Origin of the sequence: Pseudomonas sp. NPDC090203, from assembly GCF_044746765.1 — a bacterium.
Lineage (GTDB): Bacteria > Pseudomonadota > Gammaproteobacteria > Pseudomonadales > Pseudomonadaceae > Aquipseudomonas > Aquipseudomonas putida_AD.
Genome location: NZ_JBIVCV010000001.1, coordinates 349,230 through 372,906, shown reverse-complemented (window position 1 = coordinate 372,906; position 23,677 = coordinate 349,230). Strand labels below are relative to the sequence as shown.

Sequence of the window (23,677 nt, the reverse complement as noted above, 5' to 3'; positions counted from 1 at the left end):
GTGCACGCATGAGTCGTCAAATTCACCTGTCTGCCTTCCTGCTCAGCGGCCCGGTTATCCACAGCCATGCCGCCTGGCGTCACCCTGAAACCCTGGGCAACTACCTCGACCCTGAGTATTACGCGCGCACGGCGCGGGTGGTGGAGGAGGGGTTGTTCGATTTTCTGTTCTTTGCCGACCGCCTGGCCGTGGGCGACCAGATGGGCGGCTCGCGGGAGGTAGCGCTACGTTACGGCGCCCAGGACGCGACGCGGCTCGATCCGCTGCCGATCCTCTCGTATCTGGTGGGGCAGACCCGCAAGCTGGGCCTTGGCGCCACGCGATCCACGACCTATTACGAGCCTGCGCACATCGCCCGGGAATTCGCCACCCTCGACCATCTGTCCAAGGGGCGGGCGGCGTGGAACATCGTCACCTCGATGAACGACAGCGAAGGCCGGCTGTTCGGCAAGGACAAGCACCTGGAGCACGATCTGCGCTACGACCGCGCCGATGAATTCGTCGAGGTCGCGCTCAAGCTCTGGAAAAGCTGGGCGCCGGACGCGCTGAAGCTGGATCGGGAAAACGGCGTGCTGGCCGATCCGTCGAAGATTACTTCGGTGGAGCACGTGGGCGAGTGGTTCAAGGTGCATGGCCCGCTCAACATCCCGCGCCCACCTCAAGGCAGGCCGGTGCTGATCCAGGCCGGCTCGTCCGGGCGTGGGCGGCGGTTCGGTGCGCGCTGGGCCGAGGCGATCTTCACCATTCATCCGCACCTCAAGGCCATGCAGGCGTTTCGTGAGGATGTGCGCGGCCAGGTGGTCCAGCAAGGGCGCCACGCCGACAGTTGCAAGGTGCTGACAGCGGTGATGCCGTTCATCGGCGGCAGCGAGGCCGAAGCGCGGGCCAAGCGCGACCGGCACAATGCGCTGGCGCGTCCGGAATTGGGGCTGGTGACGCTGGCGTCGCAGTTGAATGTCGACCTGTCGCCGTTTTCCCTGTCATCGACCCTGGCTGAGATTGCCCGCGCACCGTCAATTCATCCTGCTGCGGCCGAGAAATTGCTGATGCAGGGCGCCGACACCACACTCGAAGAGCTGGGCCGGATCTTCGCCAGCAGCGTGCGGGTGCCGCAATTGGTCGGCACCGGCGCGCAGATTGCCGATCAACTGGCTGAGCTATTCACTCAGGGCGGTTGTGATGGCTTCGTGATTTCTCCGGCGTATCTGCCGGGGTCGTTCAGCGAGTTTGCCGAAAGCGTGATCCCGCATTTGCAGCGCAAGGGGCTGTTCCGCACGGCGTATGAAGGATCGACGCTGCGTGAGCACCTGGGGTTGGCGGAGCTTGCGGAGTAGCAACCCCATCGATCCCGTAGGAGCGCGCTTGCCCGCGACGGCGATAGATCAATCACTGATGTGTGGCTGACACACCGCCATCGCGGGCAAGCGCGCTCCTACAGGGTTTTCAGCGTTCTCCTGGTCGTGGAATCTGCATGTTGTACAGCAATCCGACAGCATCCCCTGATCGATTAGCGGCTGACATCCAGGTCATGCTGGGTATGATGGGCCCGACGTTTTTATGAAAGGGCCTGTTCCCAATGATGAAGTTTTTCGCCGCGCTGCTCTGTGTCTTCACCGGGCTGGCCCATGCCGAACCCGCACTGCTCACCGACCTCGCCTTGCCTTACCTCGCTGCGGCGCCCGCAGACTCCAAAGACAAACCGCTGATTATCTTCCTGCACGGTTACGGCAGCGACGAGCGTGATCTGTTCGGCATCAAGGACGATCTGCCCAGGGACAGCACCTACCTCTCGGTGCGTGCGCCAATGGAAGTCGATGGCGGAGGTTACAAATGGTTCTCCCAGGACACCGACCAGGCCGACTACGAAGGCGTGACCAGTGACGTGGACAAGAGCACCGACCTGCTGCGTACCTTCATCGAGCAAGCCACGGAGAAATACGCGACCCAGCCTGACAAGGTGATCCTGATCGGCTTCAGCCAAGGCGCCATGATGAGTTACCAGATCGGCCTTGAGCACCCTGAACTGGTGCGGGGAATTGCGCCGTTGAGCGGCAAGATTCTCTCGGCGCTCAATGGCCGGCTCAAACCCGAGGAGCGCTTGAAGCCGCTGAAGGTGTTCATCGGCCATGGCGAGGCGGACAACCGCGTGGCCTACACCGGCGCGACCGAAGCCCGCACGGTGCTGGAGAATCTGCTGATCAGCCCGGAGTTCCATTCCTACCCCGGAGCGGGGCATACCATCACCTCGGCGGAAGTGACCGATCTCAGTCGCTGGGTGCAAGCTCAGCTTTCTCGCGGCTAACGCTTCTGCGGGGTGGGGTCACAAACCCTGGCTGGCGCGAATCAACTCGTACGCCCGCCGCGCCAGCGGGTTCACGGTGTTGGGCCTGATCCACAGGTGATAGGTCACGTCCGGCAAACGTGGCAACCCGTCCGCTTCGCCCAGTACGCGCATGTCCGGCCCGAGCATTTCCATGCTCCGCGCCGTCACCCCCAGGCCTGCGCGGGTCGCAGCCTTGATACCGATCAGGTTTGACGCAAGATAGGCCTGGCGCCAGGGGATGCTGGCCCGCTCCAGCGCCTCGATGGCGTAGCGCCTGTAGATACTGGGCTCGTCCACCAGAATCAACGGAATCGGCTCGCCCGGTACGTGCAGGTACTGCGCCGAACAGATCCACCACACCGGCGAGGTGCGCAGCGCGAAGCCCTCAAGGCCCGGGTCTTCACGGGTTGAAATCACCATGTCGACCTTGCCCCGGTGCAAGTCCTCCATCAGGAACGGACTGCGCCCCACATCGATTTCCAACCGAAGTTTCGGCGCCGAACGGGCGATGTGGCTGAGGATCGGCGGCAGGATGGTGTCCGCGATGTCGTGGGGCGAGCCGATGCGCAGCACACCGCTCATGCTGCTTTCCCGAAGCGAATTGAGCGCGTCATCGTTGAGCGAGAGCAGTTGGCGTGCGTGACGCAATAGCTGGCGTCCCGGTTCGGTCAGCTGCTTCTGCCGGCCCTGCTTCTGAAACAGGCTGACACCGATTTGCTGCTCCAGTCGTTGCATCTGCTGGGTCACCGAAGACTGCGTACGCGACAGCCGCGCGCCGGCCTCGGCGAAGCTGTGATGGTCGACGACAGCGACGAAGGTGCGCAGCAGTTCGAGGTCGAGGGTGGTGGACATGGGGGCGTACTCAGTCAGGGCCAGACACAATCCCTGTAGGAGCGCGCTTGCCCGCGACGGCGGTGTGTCAGTCAGCAGATATTTACCTGACACACCGCCGTCGCGGGCAAGCGCGCTCCTACAGAGTTACATCAGTCGGGAAGCGTAATACATTACGATTTTTTATGATTTATGGAAGGCTTTTTGTAAATCCTCCCATATGGGCCAGTAAATACAGGCTTATTCCATTTGCATCAAAAACGCATCACCAGAAAGTTATAACCATATTTGATATTTGAATTTCCGTCCGCAGCGTTCCCTCCCTAGGATGCGGGTCATCAAGTGACGATGACCATCGAGGGAAAATCCATGCCATACACGCGCTCGCCCATTACCCGTTTGCTGCCCTTGTTCGTCGGTACGCTCGCTGCGCTGGGCGCAAGTTTTGCCGTTCAGGCCGATGCCACGCTGGACAAGATCGAGCAGCGTCATCGTCTGGTCGTGGGGGTGTTGCTGTCGGGCGGGCCGTTCGGTTCCATCGACCCGGGCAACCAGAAACCCAAGGGCTTGAACGTCGATATGGCCGAAGACCTTGGCCGTCAATTGGGCGCCGAGGTGGAACTGGTTCCGGTGCTGCCTGCCAACCGCGTGCAGTTCCTGCAACAGGGCAAGGTCGATCTGTTGATCGCCAACATGGAATGGACCGCCGAGCGCGGCCAGCAACTGGGGTTCGTGCCGACGCCGTTCTACCGCGTCGGCGGCACGGCTGCGGTGCTCAAGGACAGCAAGATCACCCGCTGGGAAGACCTCAAGGGTCAGCCGGTGTGCACCTCCCAGGGCAGCAGCTACGTCAAGCCGCTGACTGAATTCGGCGCGGAATTGAAAGCCTTCAAGAGCTCGTCCGAATCGCTGTTGGCGCTGCGTGGCAACAACTGTGTGGCCGCCGTTCACGACGCGACGCTGATCAATCCGCTGGTGGCCGACAGCCCCGAGTGGCAGAACTATCGCGCCATCACCCCCGAGCTGAACCCGGCACCGTCGGTGATCTGGACCCGCCCCGGCGAAACCGACACCCAGGCGAAACTCGACACCATCGTCAAAGGCTGGCACCGCACCGGTTGGCTGATCGAGGCTGAGAAACGCCATCACATCACCCCGGCGTCCCCTGCGCTGGTGGAGTTGCATGACAAGTTCCAGGCCAGCGGTGCATGAGTCACTGGCTTGAAGTGTTCGTGCAGTGGGCGGCCAGGCTCGGTCTGAACTACAGCTTCGTGCTGGACGCCTATGCCCGGGGCTCGCTGCTCCAGGGCGCGCTGACGACGGTGTGGCTGTGCCTGTTCACCCTCGTCGGCAGCCTGCTGGCCGGTGTCGCCCTTGCCGCCATGCTGACCAGCGGCAAGCCCTGGCTGGCACGGCCTGCGCGGGTGTTCGTCGAGGTCACGCGCAACACCCCGACGCTGGTGCAGCTGTATTGCGCGTTCCTGGTCCTGAACATGTTGCTGACCCAGGCCGTGGGCACGGCCAACCCCCTGACACCGTTCGCCTGGGTGGTGATCGTCATCTCGCTGCACAAGGGCGCGTTTCACGCAGAAGCCTTGCGCGCCGGGATCGAAGCAGTGCCGGCGGTCACCCTTGAAGCGGCCAGTTCCCTGGCCTTCAGCAGCCGCCAGTTGCTGTGGAATGTGCAGATGCCCCTGGCGGTGCGTTTTGCCTTGCCCTCGTTGATCAACAACCTGATCGATCTGGTGAAGATGACGGCCGTGGCCTCGGCAATTGCCGTGGGCGACATCACCTACGCCTCGATCATGATCTGGACCCAGAGCGACAACGTGCTGGAACTGATGATTCTGCTGCTGGGGTTTTTCGGCCTGCTCAGCTTTGTCGTCAACTGCGTGGGCAGGTTTCTCGAAGCCCGATTGAGGATGCCCGGTTATGGTCATTGAAACAGTCGGCGCGCTGTGGGAGTGGTCCCCGGCCCTGGCCACAGGTTTCTGGCAGAACATTCTGATCAGCCTGCTGGCGATCGCCCTCGGCTCGCTGCTAGGTTTGCTGATCGGTGCGCTGGCGGTGTCGCCGCTGTGGATCACCCGCTTGCCGGCGCGAATCTGGGTCCAGGTGTTTCGCAACGCACCCTGGCTTGTGCTGATTTATTTCACGACCTACGTGTTCCCGTTCGAGCTTCACATCGGCGGCCACTGGGTGGCCTTCCCGGACTGGGTGAAAGTCACCATCGGTCTGGCCTTGCCGGCCAGTGCCAACGTTGCGGAAATCTTCCGTGGGGCCATCGGATCGATTCCCGGCACTCAGTGGGAAGCGTCTCGCTCCCTGGCTTTCACCCGGGGGCAGATCTTTCGCTCGATCATCCTGCCGCAGTGCTTCAAACGCATGCTGCCGCCATGGATGAACCTGTACGCGGTCATCACCATGGGCACGGCGCTGGCCTCGTTGGTGGGGGTGCACGACCTGATCGACACCGCGCAGATCGCCAGCAATACCGTCAACCGCACCGGCTTTACCGTGATGATCTATTTCAGCGTGCTGGCGTTGTTCTTCGTCTATTGCTACCCGATTTCGCGACTCACTCAACACCTGGAGCGACGTTATGCCTTCTCTTGAAACGCGCACCGAGCAGCCCCTTGTCAGCCTGCGCGACGTGCATCTGTCGTTCGGCAGCAATCCGGTGCTCAACGGCATCGACCTTGAGGTTCAGCGGGGCCAGGCGGTGTCGATCATCGGCCCGTCGGGCTCGGGCAAGTCGACGATCCTGCGTTGCATCACCGGCCTTTTGCAGCCCCAGCGCGGCACGATTCGGGTCGGCGACACGCAAGTGCACACGCTCAACGCCGAAGCCCAGCGTATCGAGTTGCGCAAGCGCGTGGGGTTCGTGTTTCAGCAGTACAACCTGTTTCCACATCTGTCTGTACTGGAAAACCTGGTGATCGCTCCGCGCAAGGTGTTGGGGCGCAGCTCTAAGGATGCGGAACAGGAAGCGCGGGCCTTGCTCGCCAAGGTGCGCATGGAGCACAAGGCCGATGCGTATCCGGGGCAGCTGTCCGGCGGGCAGCAGCAACGGGTGGCGATTGCCCGTGCCTTGGCGATGCGCCCGGAACTGATCCTGTTCGATGAAGTGACCTCGGCCCTGGATCCGGAAACCGTGGGCGAGGTGCTGGCGGTGATCCGCGAGCTGACCGAGGAGGGCATGACCTGTGTGCTGGTCACCCACGAGATGCGCTTCGCCGAGGACATCAGCGACGTGGTGTATTTCACTGAGAACGGCCTGATCGTCGAGCACGGCAGCGCCGAACAGATTTTTCAGCGCCCGACCAGCGAGCGCACCCAGGGGTTTTTGCGTCACGCGCTGGGGGACGCCGGGCGTCGTCCGGTGGCGAGTGGCGACCCGTATCTGTTGAGCAATATCGGGCGGTATAGCCTGTCGGTTTGAGCACCACACTCTGTAGGAGCGCGCTTGCCCGCGATCGCGATCTGTCTGTCACATATCGGGTCGCTGACACATCGCCGTCGCGGGCAAGCGCGCTCCTACAGAGGTGGTTTGTATTTGAATCTAATAAAAGGAGCACCTGATGAGCATTGAAACCCGCAGCCCCGTGATCGAGGCATTCCTGCAACAGATTCGCCTGATTCACCAGCGCGGCGTCGATCGTGAAGCGCTGCAGCAAATCGTCAGCCTGCTGGAAGGTCTGGCCGAGCGGCACGATCTGTTCAATTTCGACACCTTTCCCGCACCGGTGCCGGGGGAGGGTGACACGGCGTTTCGTTATCGCCTGAATGACGACGGCGACACCCCGACGCTGTACATGAATTCGCTGCTGCCGGGCAAAAGCACCCTGCCGCACAACCATGAAACCTGGGCGGTGATCGTTGCCGTCCAGGGGCAAGAGATCAACTACGTATGGGCCCGCACCGACGATGGCAGCGACCCGGCCTTCGCCCGTCTGGAACTGGAAAAAGAAGTGGTGGTGCAACCGGGCACCTCGATCAGCTTCCTGGGCGAAGACCTGCACGGCATCAAGGTCGATGGCGACACGCCGACCCTGCATTTCCACCTCTACGGTCGCCCGCTGGAGTCTCTGAACGGGCGTTACGGGGTCAATACCGAAGGCAAGGTCCTGAATTACAACGCCTCGCAAATGGCCCCGTCGATCAAGGCCTACGCTTGATATGAACCAGGCCGTGCTCTCGTAGCAGCACGGCTTGCCGGCGGGGGCGGTGTACCTGTGACGAATTCATCGTCTGACACACCGCTCCCGCCGGCAAGCCGCGCTGCTACGGGAGAGCGTACCGTCTGATTAGCACTGAGAATGCCATGACCCAGAAAGTCACCCCGCACCACCTGCAAGCCTGGCTGTTCGACGGGCAGGAGATCGCCCTGTTCGATGTCCGCGAGCACGGCCAGTATGGCGAAGCGCACCTGTTCCACGGCGTGAACCTGCCCTATAGCCGCCTTGAGCTGGAAGTGCGTCGGTTGGCCCCCAACCCTGCCGTGCGACTGGTGATTTACGATGAAACCGGCAGCGACGTTTCCATCCGTGCCGCGCAGCGATTGCAGGCGCTGGGCTATACCCAGGTGCATGTACTGGAGGGCGGCGCCCAAGGTTGGCAGGCGGCAGGGCTGCAATTGTTCGCCGGGGTGCACGTGCCGTCCAAGGCGTTCGGTGAGCGGGTCGAAGAAGCGAGCCACACGCCCCACATCAGCGCCACCGAGCTGGCGGCATGGCAGGCCAGCGGCCAGCCGCTGGTGCTGCTCGATGGTCGGCCCTTCGATGAATACCGCAAGATGACCATCCCCGGTTCCATCTGCTGCCCCAACGGCGAGCTGGGGTATCGCCTGACCGAACTGGTGCCGGATGAAACCACCCCGATCGTGGTCAATTGCGCGGGCCGGACTCGCAGCATCATCGGCGCCCAGACCCTCATCGATCTGGGGGTGAAGAACCCGGTGTACGCGCTGGAGAACGGCACGCAAGGTTGGTACCTGGCCGACCTTGCCCTGGAGCACGGCAGCACCCGACGCTACCCGGCTGTTCCGGCCAGCGCCTCGCTGACTGTGCAACAGGAGTCAGCGCAGCGTCTGGCCCGGCGCGCTGGCGTGCAGACGGTGAATGCCGAGCAAGTGAAGGCCTGGGCGCAGGACGCGGCCCGCAGCCTGTTCCTCTGCGATGTGCGCACCCCAGAAGAATTCGCCGAAGGCAGCTTGCCCGGCGCGCAACACACCCCGGGCGGGCAACTGGTTCAATCCACCGACCTGTACGTTGGCGTACGCGGGGCACGGCTGGTGCTGGTCGATAGCGACGGCGTGCGCGCACCCATCGTCGCCAGTTGGCTGCGGCAGTTGGGGCATCAGGCTTACGTACTGGAAGGTGGCCTGCAGAGTGGCTTGGCACTGCCGGTCAGCATCGCTGACGTGGCCCCGGCGCTGACGCAAATCGATGCCGCCGAACTGGCTGATCATCTCGCTGACAGCGCCGTTGTGCTGCGGGATTTGCGCGCCAGCATGGCTTATCGCAAGGGGCACATCGCCGGCTCGCGCTGGTCTATCCGCTCGCGTCTGGCCGATGATTTTCAGGATGAAACCCGCCCGCTGGTGCTGGTGGCCGATGATCCACAGGTGGCGGCCATCGCCGCGCTGGATTTGAGCCAGGCGCAGCGCCAGTCAGCCCGCTGGCTGAGCTTCGAAGCCTGGCAGGCTGCGGGTTTTCCAGTGAGCGCGAGCCCTCAGGACCCGCCGAACGAGCAGTGCATCGATTTTCTGTTTTTCACTCACGACCGCCATTCCGGCAACAAGGATGCCGCCCGCCAGTACCTGGCCTGGGAGATCGGCTTGCTGGGGCAGATGACCCAACAGGAGATCGACAGCCTCAAGCCCTTGGCAGCGAGTGCCGGGGAAAACAGGGTGCGTACCCGGCTGGTCCATGCCGCAAGGGGCGAGAAGGGCAGCGGCGTGCGCGGCGTCAATCCGCCGGTTTCGCGCATGAGCACGGTGTTGTTCGATTCCCTGAGAGACATGCGCGAGGCCCGCAAACGCCGCGACACCGAGCGCGTCCTGACCTACGGCGCCCGTGGCAATCCCACGGCCTTCGAACTGGAAGACCTGGTCACCGAGCTTGAGGGCGGCTATCGCACGCGCCTGTTCAGTACCGGGCTTGGGGCGGTGGCGCAGGTGTTCCTGAGCTACCTGCGTCCGGGCGATCACATCCTGATCACCGATGCGGTGTACTCGCCGGTGCGTCAGGTCGCCGAAGAATTCCTCAAGCCGTTCGGCATCCAGTACAGCTACTTCAATGCCGATGGCAGTGGCTTGCAGGAACGGCTGCAGGCCAACACCCGGATGGTCTACGCCGAGGTGCCGGGCTCGCTGCTGTTCGAGCTGGCCGACCTGCCGAAAATCGCCGCGCTGTGCAAGTCGCGCAACATTCTGCTGGCGGTGGACAACACCTACGGCTCGGGCTATCAGTACCGGCCGCTGACACTGGGTGCGGACATTTCCATCATGGCCCTGACCAAGTATCTGGCAGGGCACAGCGATGTGATGATGGGCAGCGTGTGCACCACCGAGGCAGTATGGCAACCGCTTGCGGTCATGACCGACACCTTCGGCAGCACGGTCAGCCCGGACGATGCCTACCTGGTATTGCGCGGCGCCCGCACCCTGGCCGCGCGGCTGGACGTGCACCAGCGCCAGTCCCTGCAGATCGCTCGCTGGCTGCAACAGCATCCCAAGGTCAGGCGCGTGTTCCACCCGGCGTTGCCCGATCATCCTCATCACGCCTTGTGGCAGCGGGACTTCAACGGCAGCAACGGCCTGCTCACCTTCGAACTGGCCGACAGCAATCCGGCGCACCTCGAACACTTCATCGACGCCCTGCAGCTGTTTGGCCTGGGCGCTTCATGGGGCGGCTTCGAAAGCCTGATCATCGTCGCCAGCGTGGGCGACCGCGATAGCCCCGCCGACAGACAGCTCAACCCGCTGCTCAGGCTGCATGTGGGGCTGGAGGATGTGAGCGCGTTGATCGAGGACCTTGAGCGAGGCTTCGCGGCAATCCAGTGACCGCCCCCGCGGGCAAGCCCGGCTGCTACGGGAATGCGTGCAACACAACACCCGTAGCAGCACGGCTTGCCGGCGGGAGGCTCAGGCGTGGACCTCTGTTCAGAACCCCGCCTTGCCCACCGAAGCCCCACCGTCGACGAACAACGTCTGTCCGGTGATGAATCCGCTCTGCTCGGACAGCAGGAACGCGATTGCCGAGGCGATTTCGTCTGGCTGTCCGAAGCGGCCCATGGGCACTCCCGCCAGATAGCGTTTTTCACCTTCGCTGCCCACCGGGTTGTTCTGGCGAAACAGTTCGGTTTCGGTCGGGCCGGGGGCGATGGCATTGACCGTAATGCCGGTCTGCGCCAGTTCCAGCGCCCAGGAGCGGGTGAAGCTGATGAGCGCGGCCTTGGCGGCGGCGTAGGCGGTGCGCTGGGTAATGCCCAGCACGGTGAGGCTGGAGATGTTGACGATGCGGCCCCAGCCCTGTTCGCGCATGGTGGGTAGCAGGGCCTGGGTCGCCAGCAGGGCAGAGTGCAGGTTGACGCTCATCACCGCGTCAAAGTCCTCGAGTTCGATCTGCCCCAGGGGCTGCGGGCGCACCAGCCCGACGTTGTTCACCAGGCCGTCGAAGCGGTAATGCTGGGCCAGTTCCGCCAGGCCGCAGCGGGTCTGGGCCTTGTCGGCCAGGTCCAGCGCGATGAGCACGCCGGGGAAGGTCGGGTCATCGGCGTTGCGGGCGATGCCCACCACCTGGTGGCCGGCTGCTGCCAAGTGTTCGGACAAGGCGCGGCCAATGCCTTTGGTGGCGCCGGTGATCAGGAAGGTACGTTGGGACATCTGAAGTCTCCATCAAAAGATAAGGTGCCTGTAGGAGCGCGCTTGCCCGCGACGGCGGTGTGTCATCAAAGAATTTCTCCCTGACACACCGCCGTCGCGGGCAAGCGCGCTCCTACGGGGTTCAGTCAGCGCGTGCCGAGTTTTTCAGGAACACCAGCAGCGCCAGCAGGGGAAACGCGCTTCCGGCGATGACGATCCAGGTCCAGCCGCCGTGGTCGTACAGGGCGCTGGCAATCACCGAGCCTGCGGCGCCGCCGATGAAAATGCTGGTCATGTACAGCGCATTCAGGCGGCTGCGGCTCTTGGCGTCCAGGGCGTAGACCGAGCGCTGACCGAGGACCATGTTCATCTGCACGCAGAAATCCAGAACGATGCCAGTCACCGCCATGCCGATCACTGCGTAGGACGGCTGCACCAGGCTTGGCAGAAAACTCAGGGCGGCGAACAACATCGCAAAACGGCTGGCGACCCGGGTATGCCCGGCATCGGCCAGGCGACCGGCGATGGGCGCGGCGATGGCACCGATGGCGCCGACCAGCGCGAAGATCGCGATCTGGCTTTGGGAAAGGCCGTGATTGCGCGCAAGCTCCAGCGGGACGGCGGTCCAGAACAGGCTGAACGTGGCGAACATGCACGCCTGGTAAAACGCCCGCTGGCGCAGCACCGGCTGCTTGCTCAGCAGCGTCCACAGGGATTTGAGCAGTTGCCCGTAGCTGGCGCTGTGGGCGGGCTGGTGCTTGGGAATGGTGGTGGCCAGTACCACGCTGATCAGCAGCATCAAGACGGCGGCAACGCCAAACACCGCGCGCCAGCCGAAATGGTCGGCAATCAGGCTGGACGCAGGTCGGGCCAACAGGATACCCAGCAACAGGCCGCCCATGATGCTGCCCACCACGCGACCGCGTGATTCTTCAGGGGCCAGGTGAGCGGCCAGTGGAATCAGGATCTGCACCGCCACCGAACTGAACCCCACCAGCAGCGAGGCCAGCAGGAATACGTTGGGCGTCTGGGCAAAGGCCGCGCTGGCCAGGCTGGCAATCGCAACCACGGTGGTCACGATCATCAACCGGCGGTTTTCCAGCAGATCCCCCAGCGGCACCAGGAAGAACAGCCCCAAGGCATAGCCGATCTGCGTCAAAGACACGATGAAGCTCGCCAGCGTGCTCGACAGGCCGATGTCCGGAGCAATCAGCCCGATGATGGGTTGGGCGTAGTAGATGTTGGCAACGATGGCGCCGCAGCAAAAGGCGAACAGCATCGCCAGGCCTTTGGTCATCGTCGCTCGGTGAGTGAGGTCAGTCATGGCTGTCATGGGATTCTCGAAGGGCATTCAAGGAAGGTGCCGTTGCGCAGGCCAGGGGCTCTGCATCGGTGCCTTTAAAGGAAGTGAGAGAAGGCTAACGCTTTTTCGTTGCGTTAAGAAGGTCGGGACTGGGGATATGTTTCATGCCTTGGAGGAATACCCCAACGGCCTGCCGCTGCACCCGTCGCGCGCTCAGAACTTTTGCCCGTCAGCCCCGGTCACTGCTGGATACACCTCAAGGAAATAAAACCATGGCTCGGGCAATCTGGAAGGGCGCGATCAGTTTCGGGCTGGTGCATATTCCTGTGGCGCTGGTGTCGGCGACGTCGCAGCAGGGGGTCGATTTCGACTGGCTCGACAAACGCAGCATGGACCCGGTGGGCTACAAGCGCATCAACAAGGTCACCGGCAAGGAGATGACCAAGGACAACATCGTCAAGGGCGTGCAGTACGAGAAGGGCCGCTACGTGGTCATCAGCGAAGAGGAGATTCGCGCTGCGCACCCGGCGTCTACCCAGACTATCGATATCTTCGGTTTTGTCGACAGCACGCAGATTCCGCTGCAAAACATCGACACGCCGTACTTCCTTACACCCGACAAGCGCGGCGAGAAGGTCTACGCTCTCTTACGGCAGACACTGGAAGACACCGCCAAGGTGGCGCTGGCCCATGTGGTGATTCGCACGCGCCAGCATCTGGCGGCGGTGATGCCGCTGGAATCGGCGATCATTCTGGTGTTGCTGCGCTGGCCCGCTGAAGTCCACGGGCTGGACAGCCTGGATCTGCCCAAGTCCGCCACGGACGTCAAGCTCAACAAGAGCGAACTGGACATGGCCAAGCGTCTGGTCAAGGACATGTCCACCGACTGGACGCCGGACGCCGAAGAGTACCGTGACACGTTCCAGGACCAGATCATGACGCTGGTCGAGACCAAGGCCCGGGAAGGCAAAATCGAGAGTGTGGAAACCGACGCCGGCCAGGCCGAGCGCAAATCTGCTGATGTCATCGATCTCACCGAATTGCTCAAACGCAGTCTGGGCAGCCGTGGCGGTTCCGCCAAGGCCCCGGGAAAGACCAAATCTGCCAGCAAGAGCAAAACCGCTGCCGCTGATGCTGCTGTTGATGGTGATGCACCACCGGCCAAACGGCGCGCCCCTGCAAGGAAGAAAACGACCAAGGCGTCCTGATGTTGTGGACGGCAACGCGCGGCGCCTGAGGCTAAGAGAAGAGTGCAGAGGTTTTAACCGATCATGGCCAAACCCGTGAGTGAGTACACCCGCAAGCGCAATTTTGACATCACCTCCGAACCTCCTGAAACCGCAGGCCGGGCCCGTGGCGGCAAGGCCCGCGCATTGAGTTTCGTGATTCACAAGCACGATGCGCGCAACCTGCATTACGACTTTCGCCTGGAGCTGGACGGCACGCTCAAGAGCTGGGCCGTGCCCAAGGGCCCGAGCCTGGACCCGAAAAACAAGCGCCTGGCGGTGCATGTCGAGGACCACCCACTGGGCTACGGCACTTTCGAAGGCAACATTCCCGAAGGCCAATATGGCGCCGGTGATGTAATCGTGTGGGATCGCGGCATCTGGCAGCCCCATGGCGATCCGCGCAAGACCTACAAGGAAGGCAAGCTCAAGTTCACCCTGGTCGGCGAGAAACTCACCGGGGACTGGGCGCTGGTGCGCACGCATCTGCAGGGCAGCGGGGACAAGGAACAGTGGCTGCTGATCAAGGAGAAGGATGATGCGGTGCGCTCGGCTGACGAGTACGACATCGTCGTCGACAAGCCTGAAAGCGTGGTCAGTGGCGCGACGGTGGGCGAGGGCCGCCCGGTCGCAAAAAGCCGCAAATCCAAGACCGCTGCTTCAGCTCCTGTTACCAAAAAGACCAGCAAGGCCAGCAAGACCTCGTCGATTCCCGACAAACTCAGCCCGCAACTGGCGACGCTGATGGATGCCCCGCCCGACGGTGAGTGGTTGTACGAAATCAAGTTCGATGGCTATCGGATCATGACCCGCATTCGTGATGGCGAAGTGCGGCTGTTTACCCGCAACGGCCACGACTGGACCGAGCGTCTGCCCTTGCAGGCCAAGGCGTTGAGCGAACTGGAAGCGCCGGACAGCTGGCTGGATGGCGAAGTGGTGGTGCTCAACGAGGACGGGCTGCCGGATTTTCAGGCGCTGCAAAACGCCTTCGAGATCGAGCGCACCAAAGACATCGTTTATTACCTGTTCGACGCGCCGTTTCTCAACGGCCAGGACATGCGCGAAAAGCCGGTGGAAGACCGCCGCGCGGCCCTGAAGAAGCTGCTCAACAAGCACAAGAATCGGCTGCTGCGTTTCTCCGATGCGTTCTCCGCCAACCATCGCGACATCATCGAAAGCGCCTGCTCGCTGTCCCTCGAAGGGGTAATCGGCAAGCGCGCGGGCAGCGTCTATCAGTCTCGCCGCAGCCCTGACTGGATCAAGCTCAAGTGCAAGCTGCGCCAGGAGTTCGTCATCGTCGGCTTCACCAAGCCCCAGGGCACCCGAAGTGGCTTTGGCGCGCTGTTGCTGGCCGTCAACGAAGAGGGCGCAGGGCTGGTCTACGCCGGCCGGGTGGGAACCGGGTTCAGCCAGAAGACGCTCGGCGAGTTGTTCGACAAGATGAAACCGCTGGAGCGCGACGCATCGCCCCTTGGCAAGAAGCTCACCAGCGCCCAGGCCCGTGGCGTGCACTGGATCGAGCCGACGCTGGTGGGCGAGGTGGAATTCGGCGAGTGGACCCGCGAAGGCATCATCCGCCACTCGTCATTCGTTGCGCTGCGCAGCGACAAGCCGGCCAGTGCGGTCGTCCACGAATTCCCGAAAACACCGAAGGACATCAAGGCGCCATTCAAACCCAAGGCCTCCAAGAAAGGGTCGTCGCAGTCCGAGGCCGCTGCCCCGAAACCTGCCAAACGCCAGGCCCGCAATGAGGAAAGGATCGAGGTGGCAGGGGTGGTCATCAGCCATCCCGAGCGGGTGATCGATAAGCAGAGCGGGTTGCACAAGGTTGATCTGGCGCATTTCTACGAGTCGATCAGCGACTGGATTCTGCCCCATCTGGATCACCGAGCGGTGGCGCTGTTGCGCTGTCCGGAAGGCGTGGAGGGCGAGCAGTTTTTCCAGAAACATTCCGAGCGCCTGGCGATTCCCAACATCAAGCAACTGGACGCCAAGCTGGACCCCGGGCACGCCCGGCTGATGGAGATCGACAGCGTGCAGGCGCTGGTGGGCGCTGCGCAAATGGGCACCATCGAGTTGCACACTTGGGGCTCGACCTACGACAAGATCGAACAGCCGGACCATTTCGTCCTCGATCTAGACCCGGACCCCGCGTTGCCCTGGCGCAGCATGATCGAGGCCACGCAGATGACCCTCGCCGTGCTCGATGAACTGGGGCTGGACGCCTTTCTCAAGACCAGCGGCGGCAAAGGCATGCACATTATTGTGCCGCTGGCGCGCAAGGCCGATTGGGATACCGTGAAAGCCTTCGCCAAGGCCCTGGCGCAGTTCATGGAGAAACAGTTGCCGGAGAGATTCACCGCAACCTCAGGGCCGAAGAACCGGGTTGGCAAGATCTTCATCGACTACCTGCGCAACGCACGGGGTGCCAGCACGGTGGCGGCTTATTCGGCGCGGGCGAGGCCGGGGTTGCCGGTGTCGGTGCCGATCACCCGGGATGAACTGGCCGGCCTCAAGTCGTCGGGGCAGTGGACCATCGCCAACCTGCAGAAACGCCTGCGCAAACTCAAGGCCGACCCCTGGGCCGGCTACAAGAACACCCAGCGCATCACCCTACCCATGTGGAAGCGGTTGGGTGCCAAGCCGCCGGCCTAGACGCCAGCGTCGAGGCTGCGGCGCAGTTGGCCGGGTGCCATGCCGTAGGTGTCCTTGAACACCTTGCTGAACGCCGCCTGAGATTGATAACCGACCTGGGCGGCGATGTCGCTCAGGCCGCTCTGTGAACGACTCAACAGCCCGTACGCCAGTTGCATGCGCACTTGGGTCAACAGCGCCCATGGGGAGCGCCCCGCCAGTTTGCTGAAGGCGCGCATGAAGGTGGCGCGGGACATGCTGGCAAGCTCGGCCAGTGCTTCGACGGTCCAGTCGTGGGCCGGGTCCTGCAGCATCGCTTGCCACGCCCGGCCCAGACGGCGGTCACTCAACAGCGCCAGGCTGCCTTCGCTCTGTGGTGATTGTTCAAGATGGGCGCGCAACACCAGGGTGAACAGCGCCGAGGTCAGGGCGTTGACCATGAACTGGCCGCCAGCGCGATTGGCTTCTGCTTCACTGCGCAACAGCGCCACCAGGGCGCGCAGCGGATCCCCCTCGTTCAAGGCCTGGCTGGGAATCAGCAGATGATCGGGCAGCGCGGAGAACAGCAGGGCGCCGGGTTGATACAGGAAGCGTCCGCAAAGCAGGTCCAGTTCGGCACCCTCGCCGAAGCGCTTGATGGGCAGCAATCCGCCATTACTGATCACCGGGAGGCCGCTGGCGACGCGCTCGCCGGGGCTTGTCACCACGTGCTCGAACCCACCGGACAGCACCACGATATCGCCTGCGGCCAGCTTCAACTGGCGACCGCCCGGCAGTTCGATCCGGCACTGGCCGTCCAGCACCACGTGGTAGGGCGCGACCCCCTCGACCTCGGGGGCATGGTCCAGCGCCCAGTCGCCTTGAAACTGGCAACGCAGGTCAAGGCTTCCGCGTACCTGGGCTAGAGTGATGAGCGTGTCGATGGCGTTCATATGCGACTTTCGGACAAAGAAATGAGCCAAACGAGCAAGTTACCCGAATGCCATTGGCGGACACTATCTGTGTTCCCGGCGCAGTCTAGTCGCCGCTCTCAGGAGATACCACCATGTTCAGCAATTGGTCCGACCTCGTTTCAACCATCAAGCAATCCTTTGGTTCGCTGTCCAAATCCAACCCGAAAATGGTCAAGGCCTACATGGCCCTTGGCGATGCGGCTGCGGAAAACAACGTGCTCGACGCCAAGACCCGCGAGCTGATTTCCATCGCCGTGGCGATCACCACTCGCTGCGACGGCTGTATCGGCGCGCACTCGGAAGCGGCCATCGCCGCCGGCGCCACCCGCGAAGAAGTCGCCGCCGCACTGGCCACCGCCATCTCGCTAAACGCGGGTGCGGCCTATATCTACTCGATGCACGCGCTGGAAGCGTATGACGCATTGAAGAAATAACGCCTTCGCCGTCTACTCACGACCGCCCCCGCCGGCAAGCCGTGCTGCTACGGGTCAAGCGTTGAGCACAAACCCTGTGCACAACACCAACCCCGTAGCAGCCGGGCTTGCCCGCGGGGGCGATCTCAAGAACGTCATCGCCCTCAAACCGTGCAACTACGCCAAACCTCAGTGCGCCGGCAACTCCGGCACCGGCCCTTGCGCCGCAAAATCCACCGCCGTGCTGATCGCTTTCCAGCGTTCGGCGGTTTCGGCGCGATCGGCTTCCACCGGCCCCAGGTAATGCAGAGCATCGCTGCCCAGCAACAGACGCAAAGGCGGTTGAGCATGTTGCGCCACCTTGAGCACCACCTGCGCTACCCGGTCGGGGTCACTGTTTTCGTTGCCGGCGATTCTGCGCAGCACGTCAAACATCATGCCGACACTCGCCCCATAGGCTGGCATCACCGGAGTGTCATGACCCCGCGCGCGTACGGCCCAGTTGGTGCGCATGCCGCCTGGCTCCAGGGTGGTCACGTGCAGGCCCAGTGGTTTGACTTCCGTGGCGAGCACGTCCGAAAACCCACCCACGGCCCATTTAGCCGACTGGTAGGCTGTCATGCCCGGGGTCGCCAGACGCCCGCCCACCGACGAAATCTGAATGATGCGTCCCGAGCCCTGCTCACGCATCACCGGCACCGCGGCGCGGCACAGGTTGACCACGCCAAAGAAGTTGGTCTCGAATTCCATGCGAAACGCGCCGTCTTCGGTTTGCTCGAAGGGCAGCATGTGCCCGAAACCGGCATTGTTGACCAGTACATCCAGGCGCCCGAACGTATCCACTGCAGCCTGTACAGCGGCCTTCGCAGCAGCAGAGTCGGTAACGTCCAGCTCGAAGGGCAGGACCTGCGACCCATAGCGTTCAACCAGATCGTCGAGGCGCTCGATATTGCGTGCCGCGGCAAGCAACCGGTCCCCCGATGCCAGGACCGCTTGCGCAATGTTGCGACCCAGACCACTGGCACTTCCGGTAATCAACCAGACTTTGGACATGATGTTTCTCCTGTCATTAAGTGTATGTGAGTAAGTAATCACTCATTTATTAGGTAAAAAAATCAGTCCCTTGCGATTGCATTCCAGTAAGCCTCAAAGCCCGCTTCGCAATAGCGCTCGGCGAGTTCAGGTTCGTTGCTCATGAAATCCATGGTGGTGTCGGCCAGTGAGCGCATGATCGCTGCGGCGAAAGCAGGGGGCTGGTCGCGCAAGGTACTGCAGGCCGAGCCTTCGTTCAGCAGGGCGCTGATGTCGTTGAAGGCCTCGCTGCCAGCGACGCGGGTGGCGTCGGTAATCCGATCGGACATCATCAGCAGTGCCATGGACTTGCGCTTCTCAGGATTTGCCGCGCCCCAGCCGACATAGGTGTGCCAGGCATGGTGCAGGCGCGACCTGACGTCTTTGTCCCGCGGGTAACCGGGGAGCATCGCGTCTCGCAGTTGGGCCTTGAGTTCCAGGTAGACCTGGTTGAGCAGGTCATCCTTGGTTTCAAAATAATTGAACAGCGTCCCCTCGGCCACGCCCGCGCCCTTGGCGATCCTGGACGTCGGCGCGCCCAGCCCCTGCTCGGCGAACACTCGCAGAGCAGAGTCGATAAGGGCGTTGCGCTTGTCTTCGCTCTTGGGGCGGGCCATGGGGGAATCGCGTAATTAGTGAGTGGTTGCTCATTTATACGCCGTATCGATAGCCACAAGCAAGTGCGGCGTTGATAAACGCTGCTGCATCACCCCATCGACGTAAATCGCCCTCCCGTCTGCGCAGGATAAAACTCCCCTTTGAGCCCCAGCGCCTGCAAGCGCTGGCGCACGTCGTTTTCGATGTCGATGACCTGGTCCGGGTCGTCGATGTCGTCGACCACCAGCCACACCCCGGACAGGTTCTGGTCATGAGTGCCTTCGCTCATCATGTCGTGGGTAAAGGCCTGGTCGGAACGCCACAGGCACAGTTCGTCTTCGTTATGGCCACTTTCAGCCAGCGCTTGCGCCGAAGTCAGCCAGACTTCCTTGTATGGCCGCAGGTCCGCTTCGGCGAGTTCTTGCAGGGTGATCACGGTTTTCATTTCGTTGCCTCCATGGTCAGTGCTTAAGTTGTGACGCACGGGGAATGCGCGGTGTTCCCGGCAACTTGCCCGGGCGGACGAAATGGTCGTTGAACCGACCACGCGCAGTGGCGGTCGATCAATCAACAGTCGCTCAGGAGAATCGCCATGGCTTGTCCCAGACGCTTGCGTGTCGATGCCTCGCTGACATGACCAGCTTTTCGCCTCTCAAGAGCCTTCAGGTCCAGTCCCATGAGCGGGCAGCCCTGTTGTTGGGTTTCGTCTTTCATTTCTGTGTGCTGGCCAGCTATTACCTGGTGCGGCCGCTGCGTGATGCGCTGGGCCTGGAGGGCGGGGCCGACAAGTTGCAATGGCTGTTCACCGCAACCTTCGTAGTGATGCTCGTTGCCGTGCCGCTGTATGGCGCGCTGGTTGCCAGATTGCCAGCGATCCGCTTCGTGCCGCTGGTGTACCGGCTGGTGGCGCTGTCGATGCTGGCCTTCGGCGTGTTGATTGCGCGCCACGATGCGCCGGTGCTGGTCGGGCGGGTGTTTTTCGTGTGGATCAGCGTCTACAACCTGTTCATCGTCACGGTGTTCTGGAGTGTGCTGGTCGATCGATTTTCCAATGAGCAGGGGCGCAGGCTGTTCGGTTTCATCGCGGCCGGTGGCACCCTGGGCACGTTCATCGGGCCTTTGCTGGCCGCGACCATGGCCACCCGATTGGGGCCGGTGGCGCTGACGATTGCCGCCGCTGTGTTGCTGGAAGTTGCCGTGCGCTGTTATCGCGCCTTGTTGAGCCGGACCCGGCCACGCAACCTGACTGAATCCGAGATCGGCGCCTATCAGCGCTTTGGCGAGGAGGGCCGCAGCATGGGCGGCGGTGTACTGGCCGGGGTGACGCTGATTCTGAAGTCCCGCTATCTGCAGGGCATGGTCCTGTTCATGCTGCTGCACACCAGCGCCGCGACGCTGCTGTATTTCGAGCAGGGCCGCATCGTTGCCGAGAGTTTCTCCAGCGTGGCCACCCGCACTCAGTTTTTCGCCTATGTGGACCTGACCGTTTCCGCCCTGACCCTGATCTTCCAGCTCCTGCTGACTGCGCCGCTGATCCGGTTGATCGGCGTCAGTGGCGCCCTGGCTGCCATGCCGATGGCGACGCTGATCGCCTTTGCCGCCATGGCGCTGGCGCCGGTGCCTGCCAGTGTGGCGCTGGCCCAGGGGCTGCGCCGGGCGGTGGAATTCGCCATCGTGCGGCCGGGGCGCGAGGTGCTGTGGACGGTGGTCAGTCGCGAAGAGAAATACAAATCCAAGAACGTTATCGAAACCCTGGTCTATCGTGGTGGCGATGCGGCCAGTGGCTGGTTGTCGGTGGGGTTGACCTCCCTGGGAGCCGGGTTTGGCCTGCTGGCGCTGCTCATCGTGCCGTTTGCCGGGCTCTGGAGCTGGTTGGCGGCGTGGATGGCCGAACGCCAGGAAGACCGGAAACGCGACGCCGAAAGGAGCCATCCATGAAGGACGCTACGCTGTTGACCCGTAGACGCTTTGTCACCCTGGCCGCCGGGGTGTCGGCGGCGCTGGTATTCGATTCTGCAGCGGCAGGCGTCACGCCCGATTCACAAGGAGATTCGAAGATGCTGACCCGCAATATTCCTTCCAGTGGCGAGGCCTTGCCGATGATCGGCGTGGGCACCTATCGCGGCTTCGATGTCACCCCTGGCAGCGACGAATACAAACTGCTGCCCCAGGTGCTCAGCGAACTGTTTCATGCGGGCGGCACGGTCATCGACAGCTCGCCCATGTACGGTCGCGCCGAGCAGACCACCGGTGAGCTGCTGTCGATTCATCAGCCGCGTTCGCCTGCGTTTCTGGCCACAAAGGTCTGGACCCGTGGCCGCGAGGCCGGCATCGCGCAGATGGAGGACTCGTTCAGACTATTGCAGACCGACCGCATCGACCTGATGCAGATCCACAACCTGCTGGACTGGCAAATCCACCTGCCGACGCTGCGCCAATGGAAGGAGCAGGGGCGCATTCGTTACATCGGCATCACCCATTACACCTCGTCTGCCTATGACGAAGTGGAGGCGGTGCTCAAGGCCGAGCCTGTGGATTTCCTGCAGATCAACTACGCGCTGGATGATCGCGCCGTGGAGTCTCGATTGCTGCCCCTGTGTCGCGAGCGCGGGGTGGCGGTGATCTGCAACCGTCCATTCGGCGGCGGTGGCTTGCTTGGCCGCCTGCGTGACAAACCGTTGCCGGGCTGGGCCGGGGAGGTCCAGGCCAGAAGCTGGGCGCAACTGGCGCTCAAGTTCCTGATCTCCCACCCGGCCGTGACCTGCGCCATTCCGGGAACGGGAAATCCGAAATACATGAAGGAAAATGCAGGGGCGGCGACAGGGCCGTTGTTGACCGATGCGCAGCGGCATCAGTTGATTGCGTTGGTGGCTCAATGAGGTCGTGCCCTGTAGGAGCGCGCTTGCTCTGGGCCGCATCCGGACGATGGAGTCGTGCCAGACGACGTGGTGTGTCAGACACACCGCCGTCGCGGGCAAGCGCGCTCCTACAGGTTTTTCAACGGTTCACCAGTTTCGCCGGTAACGCCACCACCAACAGGCTGCTGAGCACCAGGCAACCGGCGAAGAACCACAGCGCGCCCGCGCTGCTGCCCGTCACGTCAATCGCGATACCCATCATCGAGTTGCTCACCAACCCCGCGATGTTGGCCAGCGAACAGGCCAGGGCAAAGCCGGTGGCGGCGGCGCGGCCCTTGAGGAAGGTGGCGGGCAGGCTGAAGAACACCGGCACCGCGCCGATGATCGCCGCCGAGGCCACGGCGAACAGCGCTACAGTCGCCACCACGTTATGGGTGAAGAAGGGGCTTGCGGCCATGGCCACGGCACCGATCCAGAACGGCACGATGATGTGCCAACGGCGTTCGCGACGACGGTCCGAGCTGGCGCCGATCATCAACATGCCGATCAGCGCGGCGACACTGGGCAAGGCGGTCAGCACGCCGATGTGGAAGGTGTCGGTGACGCCGGCATTCTTGATGAAGGTCGGCATCCAGAAGCCCATGGCGTAGGCGCTGAGCAGAATCGAAAAGTCGATGCCGCCGAGCATCCACACTTTCAGGTTGAAGAACCCGTCGCGGAAGCTGTGCTTGCTGTCCTTGCCCTCGGCATCGTCCAGCCGCAGCTCGCCTTCGAGCAGGGTCTGTTCACTGGCGTTCAGCCACTTGGCTTCCTTGGGGTTGTTCGGCAGGGCCCAGAATGTCAGCACGCCCAGCATCACGCTTGGAATGCCTTCGATCAGGAACAGCCACTGCCAGCCGCGCAGCCCGGCGGCCTGGTCGAAATGCCCCATGATCCAGCCCGACAGCGGCCCGCCAATCACGCTGGACAGCGGCAGGCCGATCATGAACAGCGCGATGATGCGCCCGCGGCGGTAGGTCGGGAACCAGGTGGTCAGGTAGAACAGCACGCCCGGCAGGAAACCGGCTTCGGCCGCACCCAGAAAGAAGCGCAGGACATAGAACTGCATCGGCGTGGTGACGAACAGGGTGCAGACCGACAGCGCGCCCCAGGTAATCATGATCCGGGCGATCCAGATCTTCGCGCCGACCTTCTCCAGCACCAGGTTGCTGGGCACTTCAAACAGGATGTAACCAACGAAAAACAGCCCGGCGCCCAGGCCGAACGCGGTTTCGCTGAAGTGCAGCTGGTCGAGCATCTGCAGCTTGGCGAAGCCGATGTTGATGCGGTCCAGGTAGGCAGCCAGGTAGCAGAAACACAGGAACGGAATAAGCTTCCAGGTGATCTTGTGGTACAGCGCTTTGATCGGGTCCGCGGCGTCTGACGCGGCGGTTTCTACATTCGCAGAGGGCATGGGTGTCTCCTGGCGGTTCTTCGGCCGTTGAGTGCCGACGCGGCGGATAGTGCCTGCGTTTTCGGCGATCTCAAACGGCCTGTCGTGGTTTTTGTTTGCCGCACATCCAGTACTTTGGCAAGCACCGGATGGCGGCTTCCAAAGGCAG

The 23,677-nt window shown here is 62.7% G+C and carries 21 protein-coding genes; 13 read left to right on the top strand and 8 right to left on the bottom strand.

The genetic code is table 11. The features are described 5' to 3' along the window. Positions 1-8: 8 nt before the first annotated feature. On the top strand, positions 9-1,334 hold the full coding sequence (locus tag ACIPO9_RS01660; RefSeq protein ID WP_400603880.1) for an LLM class flavin-dependent oxidoreductase: 1,326 nt from the start codon (positions 9-11) through the stop codon (positions 1,332-1,334). Positions 1,335-1,576: 242 nt separating this feature from the next. After that, the gene (locus ACIPO9_RS01655; RefSeq protein WP_400778490.1) at positions 1,577-2,302 is read left to right on the top strand and encodes an alpha/beta hydrolase; all 726 of its coding nucleotides are present in this window, start codon (positions 1,577-1,579) and stop codon (positions 2,300-2,302) included. A gap of 18 nt (positions 2,303-2,320) precedes the next feature. Here ACIPO9_RS01655 and ACIPO9_RS01650 read toward each other — a convergent pair whose 3' ends face one another. Beyond that, positions 2,321-3,175, bottom strand: a complete 855-nt coding sequence (locus tag ACIPO9_RS01650; RefSeq protein ID WP_400778488.1) for a LysR substrate-binding domain-containing protein — start codon at positions 3,173-3,175, stop codon at positions 2,321-2,323. 348 nt (positions 3,176-3,523) lie between these two features. Between ACIPO9_RS01650 and ACIPO9_RS01645 the strand changes: the two genes are divergently transcribed. From ACIPO9_RS01645 to metC, 6 genes are all read left to right on the top strand, one after another. Then, positions 3,524-4,366, top strand: a complete 843-nt coding sequence (locus ACIPO9_RS01645; RefSeq protein ID WP_274132559.1) for a transporter substrate-binding domain-containing protein — start codon at positions 3,524-3,526, stop codon at positions 4,364-4,366. Further along, complete coding sequence (locus tag ACIPO9_RS01640; protein WP_400778485.1) at positions 4,363-5,097, top strand: amino acid ABC transporter permease; 735 nt, start codon at positions 4,363-4,365, stop codon at positions 5,095-5,097. The genes ACIPO9_RS01645 and ACIPO9_RS01640 overlap by 4 nt, the downstream gene beginning before the upstream one ends. Further along, positions 5,087-5,770, top strand: coding sequence for an amino acid ABC transporter permease (locus ACIPO9_RS01635; protein ID WP_400778482.1), 684 nt, complete (start codon positions 5,087-5,089; stop codon positions 5,768-5,770). Before ACIPO9_RS01640 ends, ACIPO9_RS01635 begins: the two co-directional genes overlap by 11 nt. Continuing rightward, positions 5,757-6,596 (top strand): amino acid ABC transporter ATP-binding protein, encoded by an 840-nt coding sequence (locus ACIPO9_RS01630; protein WP_400778481.1) that lies wholly within the window; start codon positions 5,757-5,759, stop codon positions 6,594-6,596. The genes ACIPO9_RS01635 and ACIPO9_RS01630 overlap by 14 nt, the downstream gene beginning before the upstream one ends. A 139-nt stretch (positions 6,597-6,735) precedes the next feature. Continuing rightward, positions 6,736-7,332: a cysteine dioxygenase gene (locus ACIPO9_RS01625; RefSeq protein WP_400778479.1), complete on the top strand. Its 597-nt coding sequence runs from the start codon at positions 6,736-6,738 to the stop codon at positions 7,330-7,332. A 146-nt stretch (positions 7,333-7,478) separates the two neighbouring features. Continuing rightward, complete coding sequence (gene metC / locus ACIPO9_RS01620; protein ID WP_400778477.1) at positions 7,479-10,220, top strand: cystathionine beta-lyase; 2,742 nt, start codon at positions 7,479-7,481, stop codon at positions 10,218-10,220. Positions 10,221-10,319: 99 nt separating this feature from the next. Here metC and ACIPO9_RS01615 read toward each other — a convergent pair whose 3' ends face one another. Together ACIPO9_RS01615 and ACIPO9_RS01610 are read right to left on the bottom strand one after the other, a co-directional pair. Then, entirely contained in the window at positions 10,320-11,042 is a 723-nt protein-coding gene (locus ACIPO9_RS01615) for an SDR family oxidoreductase (RefSeq protein ID WP_274132553.1), read from the bottom strand. 121 nt (positions 11,043-11,163) lie between these two features. Beyond that, a complete protein-coding gene (locus ACIPO9_RS01610) occupies positions 11,164-12,345 on the bottom strand; it encodes an MFS transporter (RefSeq protein WP_400605150.1) in 1,182 nt (393 codons plus the stop codon). Between the two features lie 251 nt (positions 12,346-12,596). On the opposite strand from ACIPO9_RS01610, the gene ACIPO9_RS01605 reads away from it, so the two are divergent. Both ACIPO9_RS01605 and ligD read left to right on the top strand, forming a co-directional pair. Further along, a complete protein-coding gene (locus tag ACIPO9_RS01605) occupies positions 12,597-13,532 on the top strand; it encodes a Ku protein (RefSeq protein ID WP_274132551.1) in 936 nt (311 codons plus the stop codon). Between the two features lie 63 nt (positions 13,533-13,595). Next, complete coding sequence (gene ligD, locus ACIPO9_RS01600) at positions 13,596-16,205, top strand: DNA ligase D (protein ID WP_400778474.1); 2,610 nt, start codon at positions 13,596-13,598, stop codon at positions 16,203-16,205. Here ligD and ACIPO9_RS01595 read toward each other — a convergent pair. Further along, the gene (locus tag ACIPO9_RS01595) at positions 16,202-17,116 is read right to left on the bottom strand and encodes an AraC family transcriptional regulator (RefSeq protein WP_400778471.1); all 915 of its coding nucleotides are present in this window, start codon (positions 17,114-17,116) and stop codon (positions 16,202-16,204) included. The two genes, ligD and ACIPO9_RS01595, sit on opposite strands and share 4 nt — an antisense overlap. 113 nt (positions 17,117-17,229) lie before the next feature. Here ACIPO9_RS01595 and ACIPO9_RS01590 point away from each other — a divergent pair, with 113 nt between their 5' ends. Then, on the top strand, positions 17,230-17,571 hold the full coding sequence (locus ACIPO9_RS01590) for a carboxymuconolactone decarboxylase family protein (protein ID WP_274132548.1): 342 nt from the start codon (positions 17,230-17,232) through the stop codon (positions 17,569-17,571). A gap of 168 nt (positions 17,572-17,739) precedes the next feature. On the opposite strand, the gene ACIPO9_RS01585 is transcribed toward ACIPO9_RS01590, so the two are convergent. The 3 genes from ACIPO9_RS01585 to ACIPO9_RS01575 form a co-directional block, all read right to left on the bottom strand. Further along, positions 17,740-18,603 (bottom strand): SDR family NAD(P)-dependent oxidoreductase, encoded by an 864-nt coding sequence (locus ACIPO9_RS01585; protein ID WP_400778468.1) that lies wholly within the window; start codon positions 18,601-18,603, stop codon positions 17,740-17,742. A 62-nt stretch (positions 18,604-18,665) separates the two neighbouring features. Beyond that, positions 18,666-19,238 (bottom strand): TetR/AcrR family transcriptional regulator, encoded by a 573-nt coding sequence (locus tag ACIPO9_RS01580; RefSeq protein WP_400603855.1) that lies wholly within the window; start codon positions 19,236-19,238, stop codon positions 18,666-18,668. An 89-nt stretch (positions 19,239-19,327) separates the two neighbouring features. Next, positions 19,328-19,663, bottom strand: a complete 336-nt coding sequence (locus ACIPO9_RS01575; protein ID WP_274132545.1) for a hypothetical protein — start codon at positions 19,661-19,663, stop codon at positions 19,328-19,330. Between the two features lie 188 nt (positions 19,664-19,851). On the opposite strand from ACIPO9_RS01575, the gene ACIPO9_RS01570 reads away from it, so the two are divergent. Beyond that, positions 19,852-21,156 (top strand): NTP/NDP exchange transporter, encoded by a 1,305-nt coding sequence (locus ACIPO9_RS01570; RefSeq protein WP_400778466.1) that lies wholly within the window; start codon positions 19,852-19,854, stop codon positions 21,154-21,156. Next, positions 21,153-22,097, top strand: coding sequence for an aldo/keto reductase (locus ACIPO9_RS01565; protein ID WP_400778464.1), 945 nt, complete (start codon positions 21,153-21,155; stop codon positions 22,095-22,097). Before ACIPO9_RS01570 ends, ACIPO9_RS01565 begins: the two co-directional genes overlap by 4 nt. A gap of 118 nt (positions 22,098-22,215) precedes the next feature. Here the strand turns inward: ACIPO9_RS01565 and ACIPO9_RS01560 are convergent, their stop codons facing one another. Beyond that, on the bottom strand, positions 22,216-23,529 hold the full coding sequence (locus ACIPO9_RS01560; protein ID WP_400778462.1) for an MFS transporter: 1,314 nt from the start codon (positions 23,527-23,529) through the stop codon (positions 22,216-22,218). Positions 23,530-23,677 lie beyond the last annotated feature (148 nt).

Bases quoted from the DNA above. Each gene is read 5' to 3' on its own strand.
- ACIPO9_RS01565 (WP_400778464.1), top strand. From the start codon at position 21,153: ATGAAGGACGCTACGCTGTTGACCCGTAGACGCTTTGTCACCCTGGCC.
- ACIPO9_RS01615 (WP_274132553.1), bottom strand. From the start codon at position 11,042: ATGTCCCAACGTACCTTCCTGATCACCGGCGCCACCAAAGGCATTGGC.
- ACIPO9_RS01630 (WP_400778481.1), top strand. From the start codon at position 5,757: ATGCCTTCTCTTGAAACGCGCACCGAGCAGCCCCTTGTCAGCCTGCGC.
- ligD (WP_400778474.1), top strand. From the start codon at position 13,596: ATGGCCAAACCCGTGAGTGAGTACACCCGCAAGCGCAATTTTGACATC.
- ACIPO9_RS01640 (WP_400778485.1), top strand. From the start codon at position 4,363: ATGAGTCACTGGCTTGAAGTGTTCGTGCAGTGGGCGGCCAGGCTCGGT.
- ACIPO9_RS01580 (WP_400603855.1), bottom strand. From the start codon at position 19,238: ATGGCCCGCCCCAAGAGCGAAGACAAGCGCAACGCCCTTATCGACTCT.
- ACIPO9_RS01560 (WP_400778462.1), bottom strand. From the start codon at position 23,529: ATGCCCTCTGCGAATGTAGAAACCGCCGCGTCAGACGCCGCGGACCCG.
- ACIPO9_RS01625 (WP_400778479.1), top strand. From the start codon at position 6,736: ATGAGCATTGAAACCCGCAGCCCCGTGATCGAGGCATTCCTGCAACAG.
- ACIPO9_RS01610 (WP_400605150.1), bottom strand. From the start codon at position 12,345: ATGACTGACCTCACTCACCGAGCGACGATGACCAAAGGCCTGGCGATG.
- ACIPO9_RS01585 (WP_400778468.1), bottom strand. From the start codon at position 18,603: ATGTCCAAAGTCTGGTTGATTACCGGAAGTGCCAGTGGTCTGGGTCGC.
- ACIPO9_RS01635 (WP_400778482.1), top strand. From the start codon at position 5,087: ATGGTCATTGAAACAGTCGGCGCGCTGTGGGAGTGGTCCCCGGCCCTG.
- ACIPO9_RS01645 (WP_274132559.1), top strand. From the start codon at position 3,524: ATGCCATACACGCGCTCGCCCATTACCCGTTTGCTGCCCTTGTTCGTC.
- ACIPO9_RS01595 (WP_400778471.1), bottom strand. From the start codon at position 17,116: ATGAACGCCATCGACACGCTCATCACTCTAGCCCAGGTACGCGGAAGC.
- ACIPO9_RS01590 (WP_274132548.1), top strand. From the start codon at position 17,230: ATGTTCAGCAATTGGTCCGACCTCGTTTCAACCATCAAGCAATCCTTT.
- ACIPO9_RS01655 (WP_400778490.1), top strand. From the start codon at position 1,577: ATGATGAAGTTTTTCGCCGCGCTGCTCTGTGTCTTCACCGGGCTGGCC.
- ACIPO9_RS01570 (WP_400778466.1), top strand. From the start codon at position 19,852: ATGACCAGCTTTTCGCCTCTCAAGAGCCTTCAGGTCCAGTCCCATGAG.
- ACIPO9_RS01660 (WP_400603880.1), top strand. From the start codon at position 9: ATGAGTCGTCAAATTCACCTGTCTGCCTTCCTGCTCAGCGGCCCGGTT.
- ACIPO9_RS01575 (WP_274132545.1), bottom strand. From the start codon at position 19,663: ATGAAAACCGTGATCACCCTGCAAGAACTCGCCGAAGCGGACCTGCGG.
- ACIPO9_RS01650 (WP_400778488.1), bottom strand. From the start codon at position 3,175: ATGTCCACCACCCTCGACCTCGAACTGCTGCGCACCTTCGTCGCTGTC.
- metC (WP_400778477.1), top strand. From the start codon at position 7,479: ATGACCCAGAAAGTCACCCCGCACCACCTGCAAGCCTGGCTGTTCGAC.
- ACIPO9_RS01605 (WP_274132551.1), top strand. From the start codon at position 12,597: ATGGCTCGGGCAATCTGGAAGGGCGCGATCAGTTTCGGGCTGGTGCAT.